General features: G+C 70.8%; 13 protein-coding genes. 3 read left to right on the forward strand and 10 right to left on the reverse strand.

Features of this window, described 5'->3' with window-relative positions; translation table 11 throughout:
* Positions 1–81 precede the first annotated feature (81 nt).
* The 10 genes from ACIBD9_RS31535 to ACIBD9_RS31580 all read right to left on the reverse strand — a co-directional run bounded on the left by ACIBD9_RS31535 (position 82) and on the right by ACIBD9_RS31580 (position 13,106).
* On the reverse strand, positions 82–726 hold the full coding sequence (locus tag ACIBD9_RS31535; RefSeq protein WP_210781654.1) for a response regulator transcription factor: 645 nt from the start codon (positions 724–726) through the stop codon (positions 82–84).
* Positions 714–2,069 carry a sensor histidine kinase gene (locus ACIBD9_RS31540; RefSeq protein ID WP_396723133.1) on the reverse strand — a complete coding sequence of 452 codons (1,356 nt, stop codon included), beginning with the start codon at positions 2,067–2,069 and terminating at the stop codon, positions 714–716. Before ACIBD9_RS31540 ends, ACIBD9_RS31535 begins: the two co-directional genes overlap by 13 nt.
* Before the next feature lie 342 nt (positions 2,070–2,411).
* The gene (locus ACIBD9_RS31545; protein ID WP_396723135.1) at positions 2,412–3,356 is read right to left on the reverse strand and encodes an alpha/beta fold hydrolase; all 945 of its coding nucleotides are present in this window, start codon (positions 3,354–3,356) and stop codon (positions 2,412–2,414) included.
* 380 nt (positions 3,357–3,736) lie between these two features.
* Positions 3,737–4,588: a sulfotransferase family protein gene (locus ACIBD9_RS31550; protein WP_396723136.1), complete on the reverse strand. Its 852-nt coding sequence runs from the start codon at positions 4,586–4,588 to the stop codon at positions 3,737–3,739.
* Entirely contained in the window at positions 4,585–6,162 is a 1,578-nt protein-coding gene (locus tag ACIBD9_RS31555) for a flippase (protein WP_396723138.1), read from the reverse strand. Before ACIBD9_RS31555 ends, ACIBD9_RS31550 begins: the two co-directional genes overlap by 4 nt.
* 22 nt (positions 6,163–6,184) lie before the next feature.
* On the reverse strand, positions 6,185–7,192 hold the full coding sequence (locus tag ACIBD9_RS31560; RefSeq protein WP_396723139.1) for a Wzz/FepE/Etk N-terminal domain-containing protein: 1,008 nt from the start codon (positions 7,190–7,192) through the stop codon (positions 6,185–6,187).
* A 24-nt stretch (positions 7,193–7,216) separates the two neighbouring features.
* Complete coding sequence (locus tag ACIBD9_RS31565) at positions 7,217–8,674, reverse strand: O-antigen ligase family protein (protein ID WP_396723141.1); 1,458 nt, start codon at positions 8,672–8,674, stop codon at positions 7,217–7,219.
* 180 nt (positions 8,675–8,854) lie between these two features.
* Positions 8,855–10,135: a glycosyltransferase family 4 protein gene (locus ACIBD9_RS31570; RefSeq protein ID WP_396723143.1), complete on the reverse strand. Its 1,281-nt coding sequence runs from the start codon at positions 10,133–10,135 to the stop codon at positions 8,855–8,857.
* Positions 10,136–10,377: 242 nt separating this feature from the next.
* Entirely contained in the window at positions 10,378–12,654 is a 2,277-nt protein-coding gene (gene katG / locus ACIBD9_RS31575) for a catalase/peroxidase HPI (RefSeq protein WP_396723145.1), read from the reverse strand.
* Positions 12,651–13,106: a Fur family transcriptional regulator gene (locus ACIBD9_RS31580; RefSeq protein ID WP_387174738.1), complete on the reverse strand. Its 456-nt coding sequence runs from the start codon at positions 13,104–13,106 to the stop codon at positions 12,651–12,653. Before ACIBD9_RS31580 ends, katG begins: the two co-directional genes overlap by 4 nt.
* A 198-nt stretch (positions 13,107–13,304) precedes the next feature.
* On the opposite strand from ACIBD9_RS31580, the gene ACIBD9_RS31585 reads away from it, so the two are divergent.
* The 3 genes from ACIBD9_RS31585 (at position 13,305) to ACIBD9_RS31595 (ending at position 16,320) form a co-directional block, all read left to right on the forward strand.
* Positions 13,305–13,712: a YciI family protein gene (locus ACIBD9_RS31585; RefSeq protein ID WP_396723147.1), complete on the forward strand. Its 408-nt coding sequence runs from the start codon at positions 13,305–13,307 to the stop codon at positions 13,710–13,712.
* Positions 13,713–13,720: 8 nt separating this feature from the next.
* The gene (locus ACIBD9_RS31590; RefSeq protein ID WP_396723152.1) at positions 13,721–14,866 is read left to right on the forward strand and encodes an RNA polymerase sigma factor; all 1,146 of its coding nucleotides are present in this window, start codon (positions 13,721–13,723) and stop codon (positions 14,864–14,866) included.
* Between the two features lie 428 nt (positions 14,867–15,294).
* A complete protein-coding gene (locus ACIBD9_RS31595) occupies positions 15,295–16,320 on the forward strand; it encodes a glycoside hydrolase family 11 protein (RefSeq protein ID WP_396723150.1) in 1,026 nt (341 codons plus the stop codon).
* Positions 16,321–16,479: the final 159 nt, after the last annotated feature.

Here is a 16,479-nt window from a genome sequence, read left to right on the forward strand (position 1 = left end):
CGGAATAGGGTGACCGTCGGGCACCACTCCTCGGGTCGGCAGTTCCTCGGTCGCGCTCCTGGTGGGGCAGAGGCCAAGGACTCAGCCTTCCAGGTAGGCGAGGACCGCCAGGATGCGGCGGTTGTCGTCCTCGGAGGGCTTGAGACCGAGCTTGGTGAAGATGTTGTTGCTGTGCTTGCTGACGGTTTTCTCGGTGACGAACATCCGGGCGGCGATCGCAGCGTTCGAGCGGCCCTCGGCCATCAGGGTGAGGACCTCATGCTCGCGTGGGCTCAGCTCCAGCAGCTTAGGGTCGGTGGAGCGGTGGGTGAGTAGCGCACTCACCACGTCGGGATCCATAACGGTGCTGCCGGTAGCGACCTGCCGGACACTGGCGACGAATTGGTCGACGTCCGTAACCCGGTCCTTCAACAGGTAGCCCACCGCGCCCGCGCGATCTGACATCAGCTCCCTGGCGTAGATCTGCTCGACATACTGCGACAGCACCATGATGGGCAGCCCTGGAATCTGGCGGCGGGCCTCGATCGCGGAACGCAGCCCCTCGTCGGTGAAGGTCGGCGGCAACCGCACGTCGACGATGGCGACGTCGGGGCGGTGCGTCGTCAGCGACCGGATCAGCGCGGGGCCGTTGTCGACGGCTTCCACGACCTCGAATGAATTGGCCCGCAGGATCCTGATCAGGCCCTCGCGGAGCAGGGCGAGGTCCTCGGCTATCACGATACGCACGGCAGCGACATCCTCACCTCGGTAGGTCCGCCCGGCGGGCTGTCAACGGTCAGCGTGCCGTCGAAGGCCGCCAGGCGACGGACGATGCCACGCAGGCCCGTGCCGGAATCGATCGAAGCACCCCCACGGCCGTCGTCGGACACCAGCATCCTCAGTTCCCCGGCAGCGCCGCCCCGGTGGGGTGCGAACTCCACGGTGATCCGGATCTGCTGGGCCTGGGCGTGCTTGATGACGTTCGACAAGGCCTCGGCGACGGCGAAGTAGGCCGCGGACTCGATCGGGGCCGGCAGCCGTCCGGGTAGGCGGGTCACCACCGTGGTCGGGATCGGATTGACCAGGGCCAAGGCCTTGAGTGCGCCGTCCAGGCCACGGTCGGCCAGCACCGGCGGATGGATGCCTCGTACCAGGTCGCGCAGCTCGGTGAGGGCACTGGAGGTCGACTCGCGGGCCTCGGCCAGCAACTGCTGGGCGGCCTGCGGATCGTTGGGCAGTAACTGTTCGGCCAAGCCCAGGCTCATACCCAGCGACACCAGCCGGGCCTGCGCGCCGTCGTGCAGGTCGCGTTCGATTCGGCGCAGTTCACCGGCCTGGCTGTCGACGGCCTCAGCCCGCGAGGTCGCCAACTGTTGGACGCGGGCCCGCAGGCGCGCCTGTTCGGTGGGGCCGAGCAGAGCGCGGATCACCCGAGCGTTGAGGTTCGCGAGGCGCACCGCAGTGACGTACCAGAGCAGAAGGAAAACCGGACCGAGCGGTACCAGCCCGAACGACTGCGCGACGCTGTGCAGCCGGAAGCCCTCCCCCAGCGGAGTGCGGAATACCTGAGAAGGCGTCAGCTGATAGATGAGCGGATAGATCAGGTAAACGACTCCGAAGACGAAGAACAGCAGCGACAGTCCGCAACTCAACCAAATGGTGATCGAGTTGACCACCAACCAGATCCAGTCCCGCCACGTCGCCGGGTCGCGCAGGATCGTCCAGAGCCGCACCGGCCACCCGGCGCCCGGCGTCGGCTGATAGGGCCGGGCGGGCACCGGTTCGCCGAGCCGGTCGGCGGCCCACTGGCGATGCAGGTCGGCAAACCAGCGCACCAGTACGGTCGCGAGCAGGGTCAGTGGGATTCCGACGCCAAGCACGGCGATCGATATCGAGGTGATCCAGAGTGTGGCCAGCACGGCACCTAGGACCGCGCCCGGCACCAGCACCAGCGACCAGCCCAGCAGGCTCATCCGCTGGGCCAGCGCGGAGCGCGGAATCGGACCGCTGCGAGCGACGCCACCCGGCCGGGAGCCCTCCCGCGAGGGCGAGGAGCCGCCGGACAGGGCGGTTCCGCTGTTATCGGTCATCTCACTCCATCATTGCGCATCGTGCCGAACCGCCGGGCTGGTGATTCATGTTGGCCGGCGATCCGCACTTCCCCACGGTCGGTGTCCCCCACGTCGCGCGGGATCCAGCGACCATGGTGTCCGTCCGTGGTCCACGGAGGCTCGCATTGCCGATCGACGGCTCGATCGATCGACACCCGCACACACGCTACCCATCGCGTAGGCAGTTCCGGCCCGCTCCCCGAATCTCGACCACCACCTCGCCGTCATCGGGATCCGGACCGTGTGGCTTGTCGCGCTCACCTACGGGCAGTGCCGGTCAACCAGGCTCGCCGGTCCTGTCTGCCGTCGGCCCGATGGCCTTTACTTGACGGTGGCGGTCATCCGTTCGATTTCCTTGAGCACCAGGGCGGGCTTGTCCTGGGGAACGTCGTGGGAGCTTCCCTCGGCGATGACGAGTGTGCGGTCCGGCCCCGCCTTGGTGAACGCCGCTGCCGCGTCGCGCCAGGCCTGAGCGTCCTGCGGAGATCCATCGAAGGGTGTCTTGTCCGACACGATATAGATGACGGGCACGCCGTCGGGCCAGGAGACCTTGTGGTACGCCTGGTGCGTGGGACCGAAGTTGTCGGCCGTGGCGATGAGCTGGCGGTTCGCCTTCGTCGACGGCGCCTTCTTGAGCTCTTCGATCTGCGGCGCGGTTAGCGTGACGAGGCGTTGGGTCTGGGTGTCGGTGAAGAATTGCGGCACGTTGGCATCGATGAGCACCGCCCCGGAGACAACGCCGGGGTTCGCGAGGACGAAGTAGTGGGCCACCTCTCCTGCCTGCGAGTGGCCCGCGAGGACCACGTTCTGGGTGACGCCGAGTTCACGCAGACCGGCCTGCAGGTCGGAGGCGGCGGCCTTGGGGTCCCATGGGCCCTTCACCTCCTCGCTGGCGCCCAGACCGGCCCGGTCGTAGGTGATGATCTGCGATCCGGTGGCCTGCGACAGCTGCGGCACCAGGGCATCCCAGTACGAGGAGTCCTCGCCACCGCCGGCGTCCAGCACGATGGTGGGAGAACTCCCGGGCGTGACGTGGAAGGCAAGCTGATGCCCGTTGTTGGCGATCATATGCAAGCCCGCTGCGGGGGCCGCACTTGCCGGGCCGGCCGCGCTTGTCGAGGTCGAGGGAACCGCGGCTACCGAACTGGCCGCGGGCGCGGCCTTCGGCGCCGCCGAGTCATCACACCCGGCGACTGCCGCTATCACGGCGACGGGAAGGACGAGGGCCAGGGCGGCCCGATGGAACCGGGAGATCTGCGTGGTCATGGAAATGAGCTTCCACGGTTGCTGGATCTTGCTCGATCCTGCTACCTCCGAGTCGGGTTGGGAGTTACCCCTACCCTCGCCAGGGGCAAACCCGTCAGGCAGGTGCCCGGTCCGGGTCGGGCGCACCCGATTCCTGCCTGACCACCGCCAGCCGGCCGCGAACGTCCCGGCCGTGCAGTTTCGAGGTTCAGGTCGGATACGCCGTGGAGCAGCGGTGCCGGGTCTTCAGCACGGGAATACCTGCGCCACTCCTACGAATACTTGGCATCTGCGCACGGCATCACGCTGGCCTACCTCAGAGGTATAAATATGTCTCTGAGGTATACCGCTCATTGCCGTGCCCGTCCTCGGCGGCGGTGACGGGCGGTGACCGCCGTGCCCTAGCCGGGCCAGGGTTCGGGCCAGTCGAGCAGGGCGGTCAGGCGGGCGTTGTGCGGCGCGAAGTGCGCGCCGAGACGCTCGCGCAGAGCCGGGGTCAGCTGCGAGACGCCGTGGTCGACGCGACGGGTGTGCCGGGTGAACGTTTCGGGGGTGAAGGCCGGCAGGCCGAGGAAGCGCAGCATGTCGCCGTACGTGCCGGCCGGGTCGGTGTGTAGGTCTTCGGTCCGGGCGACGTGGATCCGCTGCCGGGGGACGTGCGCGAACCACCGGTCCAGCTGCTCGGCATAGCGACCCCGGGCCGCGTACGAGTAGTTACGCAACGCCCGGTGCGCGGCGGCGCTGTCCGGGCCACCGCGCGTTGCCCGCGCCAGCCGCTCCTCCTCCGCGTCGAGCGCGTCGGCGAAGGACAGCGGCTCCAAGCCGTACGAGCGGGTGTGCAGGTAGTGCGAGTAGGCCCGCTGCACCGGATCGCGCAGCAGGACGACGAAGCGGGCCTGCGGCAGGGTCGCCGCGACCCGGGCCGGCACGCTCGGGTGGAACAGGTAGTAGGGACTCGCCTCGAACGTACGCTCGCCCGGGGCGAGGTGCGGGAAGTGCCCCCGGTACCACCGCTCCCCCCGAGCGTGGTGGACGCTGAAGTACTGCAACTCCTTGCCGCTGGCCACCCGGACCCGGGGATGCGCGGCGAGGTGGTGGTACAGCGACGTGGTGCCGCAGCGCTGCCCACCGATCACCAGGAAGTCGGGCAGCGGACCTGGCTCTCCCGGCCGGGCGGCGCGCCCCCAGGCCCGTGCCGCCCGTACCCCCCGGCGCAGCCGGTCGGTGACCTGACGCCGTGCGACGCCGGTCACGAGCGGACTCCGCTGCCCACGACGGCATCGGCGCTGCCGTCGGCGGCACGTCGACCGCCACGGCGGGTCACCGCGCGCAACACCATGACGTCCTCCCGACTGAGCCCGAGGGCGAGCACCGCGGCGAGGTACGTCGCCACGATCGCGGCCAGACCGACAACGAGCTGCGCGGTCCCGCCTCCGACCAGCCACCGCACGGCGAACCCGACGCCCATCGCGACCAGCGCGGCGACCAGGCCCTTCACCATGCCCGCCGTCACCGGCACGGTGTGCACCTGCGCGCGCACCTGCCAGACCCGGGCGATGTTCACCGCCGCCAGCGAGACCGCCCAGGCCACCGCCGCGCCGAGAATGCCGTACGCCGGGATGAGCCAGAGGTTGAGCAGGACGTTGAGCAGCAGGGCGGCGAGGTTGTCCACCATGTTCACCGAGACCCGGCCGGACATGTTCAGCAGCGTCCCGCAGGGCCCGGTCGCGGCATTGACGAGCTGGCCGAGCGCCAGCACCACCGTCACCGCCGCGCCGCCGGCCAGACCCGGCCCGCCGACCAGCCGCAGCAACTGCTCCGGAAAGACCAGCAACGCCACGAAGGCCGGCAGCGACAGCCGGAGCACCCAACCGGTGGCGACCCGGTAGATCCGGCGTACCTCGTCCAGTCGACCCTGGTGGTAGAGGTGCGCCAGGTGCGGACCGAACGAGGCGTTGACCGGAGCCAACACGAACACCGCGATCGTGACCAGCCGGGTCGCCACGTGGTAGACGCCGATCGCGTCGGGACCGTAGTCGAAGAAGCCGAGTAGTAGCGCGTCCACCCAGATCAGCCCGGTGGACGACAACGAGGAGACCCAGCTGACCGTGGAGAACCGGAACAGCTCGCCGGGCCGGTACGCGGGTCGGGCGGCGGGCACCCGGCGCACCATTCGGACGAGCGCCACGAGGGCCAACCCGGCCGCGCTCCAACTCGCCGCCACCAGCGCCCAGAACGCGCCGGTCAGGCCCGCCCCGAGGGCGATCGCCAGCGCGGTGAGCACCAGCCGGGCGGCCGGCTCGTAGACCTGGCCGATGAGCGCATAGGCCCGTTGCGTGCGCCACCCCCGGGTGGCCGCGAGCGCGGCCTCGCAGACGGTCGAGGCGGGCAGGCAGAGCGCCGCCAACCGCAGTCCGGTGGTGAGCTGCGGGTCGTGCAGGGCGTCGGCGAGCCACGGCGCGCCGACCGCCAGACCGAGGGCGATCACTGTGGACGCCACGGCCGAGATGCCGAGCCCGAGCCGGATCGCGCCCCGGAGGGCGGCCGGCTCGTCGTCGGCGAGGTGCACCGCCACGAACCGGGTCAGCCCGGCCCGGAAACCGGAGAGCGAGAGCAGCCCCAGCAGCGACAGCACGGCGTAGACCTGGGCGTACCGGCCGAGTTCGCGTACACCCAGGGCCCGGGCCAGCAACAGCATGACCAGGTAAAGCGCCACCTGGCTGAGCACGGCGCTGCCCAGGTTCAGCACACCGCCGCGGGCCATGCCGCGTACCTGCTGGTCGCCGGCCTCCGGCGCGGCCGGCGGCTGGTCGGTCACCTCGCGCACCCGGCGGCCCCTTCCCGGGTGGTCACGGCCGGGCCGCGGTCATGGTCTCCGCCGGCACCGGAGGGGCCGCGGCGGTCGCCGCCGCCGGCCGGGTGGCGGCACGACCCCGGGAGAGCAGTTCGAGTACGCCCACCAGCAGCACGCCGAGCAGCAGACCGGCGCCGCCCACCGGCAGGGCGGTACGCACCAGCTCGGTCATCCGGCTCACCTCGTGCGCCTCGCCGATGCTTGTCACCTGCTTCGGATCGGCGGCCTGGGCCTGCGCCCGCGCCGCCTGCAACCCCTCCCGCGCCTGGGACAGGGCGTTGGTCGCCGCGTCCCGCTGGGCGAGCAGGGCCTGGTAGTCGGGGAGCTTCGGCCCCAGCTGGTCGAGCTTCTTCTGGGCCGCGGTGATCGCGGCTGTCGCCGCGTCGACACCGCGGCTGTTGCCGACCGCCTGCATGGAGAGCTGCTGCTGGCGCAGGCTGGTCAGCTCGCCCAGCGTCGCCTGGTAGATCCGGTCCGGCTGGGAGACCTTGTTGGTCCTCTCCCACTCCCCGATCGCCCTGGTCGCCGCGGTGACGTCGGCGTTGGCCGCCTCGACCTCGCCGGTGGCGATGCCGACCTGGGAGGAGAAGAGGAAGGCCAGCGACCGGGTGGTGGTCGCGGTCAGCACCGGCGCGATCTTCGCCCGGTCACCGGCGGTGTACGTCACCTCCAACTGGCTGCTCGCGCCGACCTGGGTGACGGCGAGCCCGTCGCGCAGCCGCTCCGGCGGCACCCCGGTGTCACCGGCCACGTCGGCGAGGACGCGGGGCGAGGTCACCGCCGCGCCGAACGCCGCGACGAACTGGTTCGCCGCCTGCGTACCTGTGTACTGCGTTCCGGCCGCACCGCCGACCAGCGCCGGCGCCGCCACGTACGCGGTCCCGCTGAACTGCTGTGGCGCGAACAGGACGATGGCGGCCGCGGCGCCGGTGGCGAGCACCGGCACCCCCACGAGTACCCAGAGGCGCCGTCGGGCGACCCGCAGGTAGTCGACGATCTCCACTTTTTCCCCAATGCTGTCGTTCAGTCAAACCGGGACGGACGTGCCTCGTGGCTGCTCGCCGGTCAGGTTCGGAGCCGGTTGGCGGGCGATCACACTGGCCGCCGCGGCGAACGCGACGAAGTACCAGAGGGTGACCACGTTGGAAATGACGTTGGAGGCGGCGCTGACCGCCACGAACGCGGCGGCGCAGCCGGTGAACCCGACCGCGACGCCACGCTCGAAGCTGCCCGGAGGCGCGCGCCGCAGCGCCCTCCGCGCGGTGTGCAGGAAGGTGAACAGCATCAGCAGGTACGCCCCGAGACCGAGCAGCCCGGTCTCCACGTACGCGCGCAGGAAGTCGTTGTGCGGCTTCTTCGCCTCGTCGGTCTCGCGCTGGGTCATGTTCGGCCCGATGCCGGTCACCGGGTTCCGGTCGGCGAGCGTGACGATCTCGGTCCAGTAGCCGATCCGCCACGCCAGGGTGTTTCCGGTCGGGTCTCCGCCGACCGCGCGCGACGTGCCGAGTTGGGCGAAGCGTTCGCCGACGGCGGGTACCAGGGCCACCCCGGCGACCGCCACCACGCAGAGGGTGACAAGCATCCGCCTGCTGCGATGCAGCGCCGCGACCACCACCAGGCCGATCGCCGCGCCGAGCAGGGCGCTGCGGGTGTTGGTGAGCAGCAGGAACAGCAGCGAGAGCGCGAGCAGCACGCCGAGCGACGCCCGCTGTCGGCGACCCAGGAAGCGGTACACCGCGAACCCGAAGATCACCATGAACATCAGGTAGCGGCCGAACGTGGTCGACTGGCTGAACGTGCCGCTGATCCGGGTGAAGTCGCCCTTCACCTCGGCCGGCGGGTTGCCCAGCAGCGACAGGACGACGGTGTAGCCCAGCGCCAGCACCAGCGAGGCGTAGCAGGCGAGCAGGACCCGACGGATCGCCGCGGTGTCCGGCATGAGCTGTTCCAGCACCACGAACATCACCACCACGGTGAGGATCCGCAGCGCCTCCAACAGGCTGTTCGCCGGCCGGCTGGCACCGAGGGCGCTGACCACGCTGCTAGCCCCGACGAGCAGCATGGCCCAGCTGAGCGCGGAACCGCGCAGGCGCCCGTGCCGGCTGAGCTGTGCGGCCAGCCAGAGCCCTGCGGCGAGGAGGAACAGCACCGCGAGCAGTGTGGAGGGGTCCACCGCCCGGGCCGATCCGGCGGAGTCGGCCTGGCCGGCGCTCGGGCCGGTCAGCTTGAACAGGTCGACGCAGGAGCGCACCGCGAGCATCAGCAGCACGTACCCGGCGAACCGGGTCAGTGCGAGGACGGCCACCGCGATCCCCGCGACGGCCGCGAGCGGCAGCACCATGCCCCTACGGTCACCGGCCGCCATGGAGACACCGGCGACCACCGCCACGACCGCGGCGGCCAGCGCCGCGCCGCCGGTGAGGAGGCGGGTCGGGTCGAGCCGCCTGGCCATGAGCGGAGTGACCTGCTGCGTGTGTTGTTCCACTGATCCCACTGAACTGAATCGGCGCTGCCCGGCCGCTGCCGGGCGCGGCCAACCGATGTCCTCCCGGCACAAGATCGGTTCAATCTAGCCCTGTCACCCCGACGGCAGAAGGGGCCGTTGCACCGACTGGGCCGTCCTCCGCGGGGCTGATCCGACGCTGCCTGAGCGAACGCCGTCCGGTCAGTCGGGGGCCCGGGCGGATCGTGCCCTGGTCCGTCGGCCCGGCGCCGGGGCCAGCCGGAGGTAGAGCCGCTCCAACTCGCGGGCGGCGGTGTCCCAGCTGTACCTGCCGGTGATCCGCTCGCCCAGCGCCACGGCGCCGGCCCGTTCAGCTGGCAGGTCCGCGAGCAGCGACGTCAGCGCCCGGACCAGGTCGTCCTCGTCGCCGTCTCGGAACAACCGCCCTCCGGCGGCGTCGGACTTCAGCACCTCGACGTGCGGCGCGATGTCGCTCGCGACCACCGGCAGCCCGTACGCGGCCGCCTCCAGCAACGTCAACGGCAGTCCCTCCAACCGGGACGGTTGGACGAAGCCGGCGGCGCCGGAGTACAGCTCGGCGAGCAGGTCGCCGTAGGCGAACCCGGTGAAGACGATCCGGTCGTCCGCGCCGGCTTCACGACGCAGCCGGTCCACGAAGTCGTCGGTGAACGACGACCCGCCGACGATCGCCAGGCGCATCGGGGTCTCGGTGCGGCGGAAGGCCCGGATCAGCAGGTCGGCCGCTTTCTCCGGGACCAGTCGACCGACCAGCAGCAGGTAGCCGCCCGGAGTCAGCCCGAACCGGTCCTGGATCTGGCCGGCCCGCACCGGCCGGGCCGGGTTCACACCGTTCGGGATGTAGGTCGTCGGGCGGCCGAACCGGGTGCCGTAGTGGGCGGCGAGCCCCCGGGAGACCGCCACCCGCTGGTGTGGCACGTAGCCGCTGAACCAGTGCGCGCTGCCCAGCACCGCCCGCGCGGCGAACCCCCACTTGCCCCGCTGGTTGTCCAGCCCGTGCACGGTCAACACCACACGCGCCCGGGACAGGGCGCGCGGGAGCGGGGCGACCAGGGCCGGCCCCAGCCCGTGGTAGTGCACGATGTCGGGCCGCGCGGTCATCGCCGCCACGGTCGAGGTCGCCGCATGCACGATGGCGTCGAGGTGTTTGCTCGCGATCGTGTGGGTCTGGCGCAGCCGTACGCCCCGGTAGCCGTCAGCGGGGGTCTCGCCGTAGCTGCGGCGGCAGTAGACGGTGACCTCGTGCCCGTAGCTGGCGAGCCGGCTGGCCATCTCCTCCACGTGCCGTTCGATCCCGCCGTAGGTCGCCGGCATCCCCTTCTGGCCGATCATCGCGATCCGCAGTGGACGCCAGGCGGTGCCATCGGCGCTGGCCGGCCCGCCGGGGACGACCCGCTGCCGGGGAATCGTCCGGCTCCCGGCGTGCTGGTCCACTTCCTCGGCCTGCAGGTTGGGATGGCCCACGTTGACTCCCTGCGTGACTAGGTCAGCGCCCGCCGCCCGGGCAGATCAACACCTTGCCATGGATGGGCCCGTCCGCCAGCTGATCAATGAGACAAAAAAATCATCCATGGGATTCGTTGCGAAGGGAATACCACCAGAGTGGCATCGAGGTGGACGGCGCCGGTGCCGCGTCGAACGGCACGCGAAGGGCGACGAGCCCCGACCGATCACGTGGATCGGCCGGGGCTCGTCGGTGGTGCCTGTCAGACGAGATCGAACCGGTCGAGCTCCATGACCTTGGTCCAGGCGGCCACGAAGTCGGCCACGAACTTGTCGCGGGCGTCCTGGCTGGCGTAGACCTCCGCGAGGGCCCGCAGCTGCGAGTTGGACCCGAAGATGAGGTCGACCGCGGTGGCGGTCCACTTCACCTCATCGGTGGCCAGGTCGCGGATCTCGTACACGTGCTCGTCGGACTTCGACGCGCTCCACCGGGTGCCCGGGGAGAGCAGGTTGGCGAAGAAGTCGTTGGTGAGCACGCCCGGCCGGTCGGTGAGCACACCGTGCTGGCTGCCGCCGACGTTGGCGCCGAGGGAGCGCAGACCGCCGATGAGGACGGTCATCTCGGGCGCGGTCAGGTTGAGCATGTAGGCACGGTCGACGAGCAGCACCTCCGGCTGGGTCTTCTCGCCGGCGCGCAGGTAGTTGCGGAAACCGTCGGCGCGCGGCTCCAGGACCCGGAAGGAGTCGGTGTCGGTCTGCTCCTGGGTCGCGTCGGTGCGGCCCGGCCGGAACGGCACGGTCACCTCGACGCCTGCGTCCCGCGCCGCCTTCTCGACGGCGGCCGAACCGGCCAGCACGATCAGGTCGGCGAGCGAGATGGTCGCCCCGCCGGCCGAGTTGAACTCCTGCTGGATGCCCTCGAGGGCGGTCAGGACGGTGGCCAGCTGCTCGGGCTGGTTGACCTCCCAGCTGCGCTGCGGCTCGAGGCGAATGCGCGCCCCGTTGGCGCCGCCGCGCTTGTCGGTGTGCCGGAAGCTCGCGGCCGAGGCCCAGGCGGTGGAGACCAGCTGGTCGACCGTGAGACCGGACTCCAGGACCTTCGCCTTGAGGGCGGCGATGTCGGCGTCGCCCACCAGCTCGTGGTCGACGGCCGGCACCGGGTCCTGCCACAGCTGCGGCTCGGCCACCCACGGCCCGAGGAAGCGCTCGATCGGGCCCATGTCGCGGTGCAGCAGCTTGTACCACGCCTTGGCGAAGGCCAGCGCGAACTGGTCGGGGTTCTCCAGGAAGCGGCGGGAGATCTTCTCGTACGCCGGGTCGACGCGCAGCGACAGGTCAGTCGTGAGCATCGTCGGCTTGTACTTCTTCGCCGGGTCGAACGGGTCCGGGATGATCGCCTCGGCGTCCTTGGCGACCCACTGCTTCGCGCCACCGGGGCTGGTGGTGAGCTCCCACTCGTAGCCGAAGAGGATCTCGAAGAAGCGGTTGCTCCACTGCGTCGGCACGTCGGTCCACGTCACCTCGAGACCGCTGGTGATCGTGTCGGCGCCCTTGCCGCTGCCGTGGGTGCTCAGCCAGCCCAGGCCCTGCGCCTCCAGCGGGGCGCCCTCGGGCTCCGGGCCCACGTGGTTGTCGGCGACGCCGGCACCGTGGGTCTTACCGAAGGTGTGACCACCGGCGATGAGGGCGACCGTCTCCTCGTCGTTCATCGCCATCCGGCCGAAGGTCTCGCGGATGAAGTGCGCCGCCGCGGCCGGGTCCGCGTTACCGCGCGGGCCCTCCGGGTTGACGTAGATCAGCCCCATCTCGGTCGAGCCGACGCCGGCCGCCATCTCCTTCTCGGAGGCGTAGCGCTCGTCGCCCAGCCAGGTGTCCTCCGGACCCCAGAAGATCTCCTCGGGCTCCCAGACGTCCTCGCGACCGAAGCCGAAGCCGAAGGTCTTGAAGCCCATCGACTCCAGGGCGACGTTGCCGGCGAGGACGAGCAGGTCGGCCCAGGAGACCTTCTGGCCGTACTTCTGCTTGACCGGCCAGAGCAGCCGGCGGGCCTTGTCCAGGTTGGCGTTGTCCGGCCAGCTGTTGAGCGGCGCGAAGCGCTGCCCACCGTCGCCGGCGCCGCCCCGGCCGTCCTCGATGCGGTACGTGCCGGCGGCGTGCCAGCTCATCCGGATCATCAGGCCGCCGTAGTGGCCGAAGTCGGCCGGCCACCAGTCCTGCGAGGTGGTGAGGACCTCGACGATGTCGCGCTTGAGGGCCTCGACGTCGAGCTTTGCGAACTCCCTGGCGTAGCTGAAGTTCTCGCCCAGCGGGTTGCCCTTGGAGGAGTGGGCGTGCAGCACCGAGAGGTCGAGCTGGTTGGGCCACCAGTCCCGGTTGGTGCGCGGACGACCGCCGGTCTTCGGGGTCGGCGAGTCGATCGCCGGGTTCTCACTCTCGCTGCCGTGCGCGGTCACCGAGTCGTGCGCGACCGGGCAGCCGGCCGCTGCCTTCTGGTCCACGCCCTGCGCACTGGTGGGGCCGTTGTCCTGGGTGTCGCTCATGTGCTTCCTTCCGAGCTTGCGGATCTCTGGGGCGTGCGTTCGGTCGCGCAGTCGGGGCAGGTGCCCCAGTAGACGACCTCCGCCTCGTCGACCACGAAACCGTGGTCGCCCGAGGCGGTGAGACAGGGGGCGTGACCGACGGCGCAGTCGACGTCGGCGATGGCGCCGCAGGAGCGGCACACGACATGGTGGTGGTTGTCCGCGACCCGGGACTCGTAGCGGGCGGTCGCCCCGGCCGGCTGGATGCGCCGCACCAGACCGGCCTCGGTGAGCACGCGCAGCACGTCGTACACCGCCTGGTGGGAGACCGTGGGATGATCCGCGCGGACCAGCTCGATCACCGCGTCGGTGCCGACGTGCGGGTGGTCGCGCAGCGCCGCGAGCACCGCCAACCGGGGCCGGGTCACGCGCAACGAGACAGCCCGCAGCTGCGCCTCGAAGTCGGACATCACGGGTACGAACACTAGCTCACTATTTTGGAACGAATCAAGTTTTGCCCCGCCCGAGCTACCCCAACGGCGGACGATTCACCCGAGGTTAACCTGCGCGAGGAAAAAAACCGGACAGCCATGTCGAGAAGAGCCCACCGGCTTCGTCCCCGGTGTGAACGTGACCACGATGGGTCGCAGCCAGCACCAAGGAGCATCACGATGGCGAAGTACCTGCTGCTCAAGCACTACCGGGGCGCCCCGGCCGCGGTGAACGACGTGCCAATGGACCAGTGGACGCCGGCGGAGATCTCGGGCCACATGCAGTACATGCGCGACTTCGCGGCTCGACTCGAGGGCACCGGCGAGTTCGTCGACGCCCAGGCGCTCGCCCCGGAGGGGACGTTCGTCCGGTACGACGGCGAGGACCGCCCTCCGGTCACCGACGGCCCGTTCGCCGAGACCAAGGATCTCATCGCCGGCTGGATGGTGATCGACGTCGACAGCCACGACCGGGCCGTCGAGCTGGCCGGGGAGCTGTCGGCCGCCCCCGGGGCGGGCGGGAAGCCGATTCACGAGTGGCTGGAGCTGCGCCCGTTCCTGATTGAGCCACCCACCATCACGGAGTGACGACTCCGATGGACGAGACGCTGCTGCGGAGCCTCACGCCGAGCGTCCTCGGGATCCTCGTCCGCCGCGGAATCGACTTCGCGGCGGCCGAGGACGCCGTGCAGGACGCCCTGGTCGAGGCGGTCCGCGTCTGGCCGGCCGACCCGCCGCGCGACCCAAAGGGCTGGCTGACCACGGTGGCGTGGCGGCGGTTCCTCGACGCGGCCCGGTCCGACGCCGCCCGTCGTCGGCGGGAGGATCTCGTCGACGAGGAGCCGGCGTCCGGGCCGGCGCCCACCGTGGACGACACGCTTCAGCTCTACTTCCTGTGCGCCCACCCGTCGCTGACGCCGTCGTCCGCGGTCGCGCTCACACTGCGCGCCGTCGGCGGGCTGACCACCCGCCAGATCGCCCACGCCTACCTGGTGCCCGAGGCGACCATGGCGCAGCGCATCAGCCGGGCGAAGCGCACCGTCTCCGGGCTGCGGTTCGACCGACCCGGTGAAGTCGCCACCGTGCTGCGCGTCCTCTACCTCGTCTTCAACGAGGGCTACTCCGGCGACCTGGACCTCGCCGCCGAGGCCATCCGGCTCACCCGGCAGCTCGCGGCCGCGATCGACCACCCCGAGGTGGCGGGGCTGCTCGCCCTCATGCTGTTGCACCACGCGCGGCGCGCCGCCCGGACCGCGCCCGACGGCAGCCTGGTGCCGCTCGCCGAGCAGGACCGCAGCCGCTGGGACACCCGGTCGATCGCCGAGGGCGTCGAGATCCTGCAGGCGGCCCTCGCCCGCGACCAGCTGGGCGAGTTCCAGGCCCAGGCCGCCATCGCGGCACTGCACGCGGACGCGCCGACCGCCGCCGAGACCGACTGGGTGCAGATCGTGGAGTGGTACGACGAACTCGCGCGCCTGACCGACAACCCGGTCGTCCGACTCAACCGCGCGGTGGCGGTCGGTGCGGCCGACGGCCCCCGGGCCGGCCTGGCGGCGCTCGCGACGGTGGACGACGCGCTGCCCCGGTACACGGCGGTGGCGGCGTACCTGCACGAGCGCGACGGCGACCTGGCGAGGGCGGCGCGGCTGTACACCGAGGCCGCGCAGCAGGCCACCAACCTCGCCGAACGCGACCACCTGACCCGCCAGGCCGCCCGGCTCAACTCCCTCGGGCGTCGCTGACCGGTCACGCCGGGAGCCGCTGCCCTCGTACCGGGTGCCACCGTCGGCGCGCCTGGTCCGGAAAGTCTCCGGAACTTTCGGCGCCATCCCCTCGGAGCGTGATCCGGCATCGAGACTCCGCGGTGACCGCCCTGACCTCTGATCGACTACTGACCTGGATGGATGCCGCTCGGCGGCGACAGCGACGTTGCCACCCTGTTTCCGAGAATTGTTGACAAGTCGACGGCCGGGTTAATACGGTCGCCATCGACGGCGCTCAATTGTCGTCAGCACCAGCCACCACGACCCACTTCTCCAGTCGTCGTGCAGGACGACCGGCCCACCACCACCGAGCGGTACGACGCCGTGGCCGCTACCGACCACCGGCAGCCTGCCGAGGCGTACCGCGCCGCTGGCCCCCGCCAGCCGTCAGAGGAGGCAACAGTTCCATGACCGACACCAGCCACACCGCACCGAGAAGGCGCGGCCGCATGCGGTTGCTCCTTGGCGCCGCATGCGCCGCCGTCCTGGCCGTCACCGGCACGATGACCGCCACCAACGCGTACGCCGAGGCCGACCGGACCCTCACCTCGAACCTCACCGGCACCCACAACGGCTACTTCTTCTCGTTCTGGAAGGACAGCGGCAACGCCAGCATGACGCTGCGCGCCGACGGCCGGTACACCAGCAGTTGGGACAGGAGCACCAACAACTGGGTCGGCGGCAAGGGTTGGGCCACCGGCAACCGACGGACGGTCACCTACTCGGGCAGCTACAACCCGGGCAACAACAACACCTACCTCGCCCTGTACGGATGGACGCGCAACCCGCTGATCGAGTACTACGTGGTGGAGAACTTCGGCAGCTACAACCCCAGCAGCGGCGCCACCCGGATGGGTACGGTCACCACCGACGGGGGCACCTACGACATCCTCCGCAGCCAGCGGGTCAACGCCCCGTCGATCGACGGCAACCAGACGTTCTACCAGTTCTGGAGCGTCCGCCAGCAGAAGCGTTCGAGTGGCACCATCACCACCGCCAACCACTTCGACGCCTGGGCCCGCGCCGGCTTGAACCTCGGCACCAACCACAGCTACCAGATCATGGCCACCGAGGGGTACCAGAGCAGCGGAAGCTCCGACATCACCGTCCGGGAGGGCAGCGGCGGCGGCAACCCGACCACCCCGCCCCCCACCGGCAATCCGGGGACCGGAAACTGCAACGCGACGATCACCGCCGGCCAGCAGTGGGGTGACCGGTTCAACCTCAACGTCGCGGTCAGCGGCACCAACAACTGGGTCGTCAGCCTCGGCCTCGGCGGTGGCCAGAGCGTTCAGAACAGCTGGAACGCCTCCGTCAGCGGCACCAGCGGCACCGTCACCGCGACACCGAACGGCAACGGCAACAACTTCGGACTAACGATCATGGCCAACGGCAACTGGAACTGGCCGACGGTGAGCTGCCGTACCAGTTGACCCCGATCAACTCCTGACATCGCACCAACTGGCGTGGGGGGGGCGGGCCCCCCCCCCCCCCGCGCCCCGCCCCCCCCCCCCCCCCCCAACGGGGGGCAGGACGCACACCGGGCGGGGGGGTGGCGCACGCCGGGGGGGGCCCCCCCCCGGTAAACCCGC

The organism is Micromonospora sp. NPDC050784 (assembly GCF_044456765.1).
GTDB lineage: Bacteria > Actinomycetota > Actinomycetes > Mycobacteriales > Micromonosporaceae > Micromonospora > Micromonospora foliorum.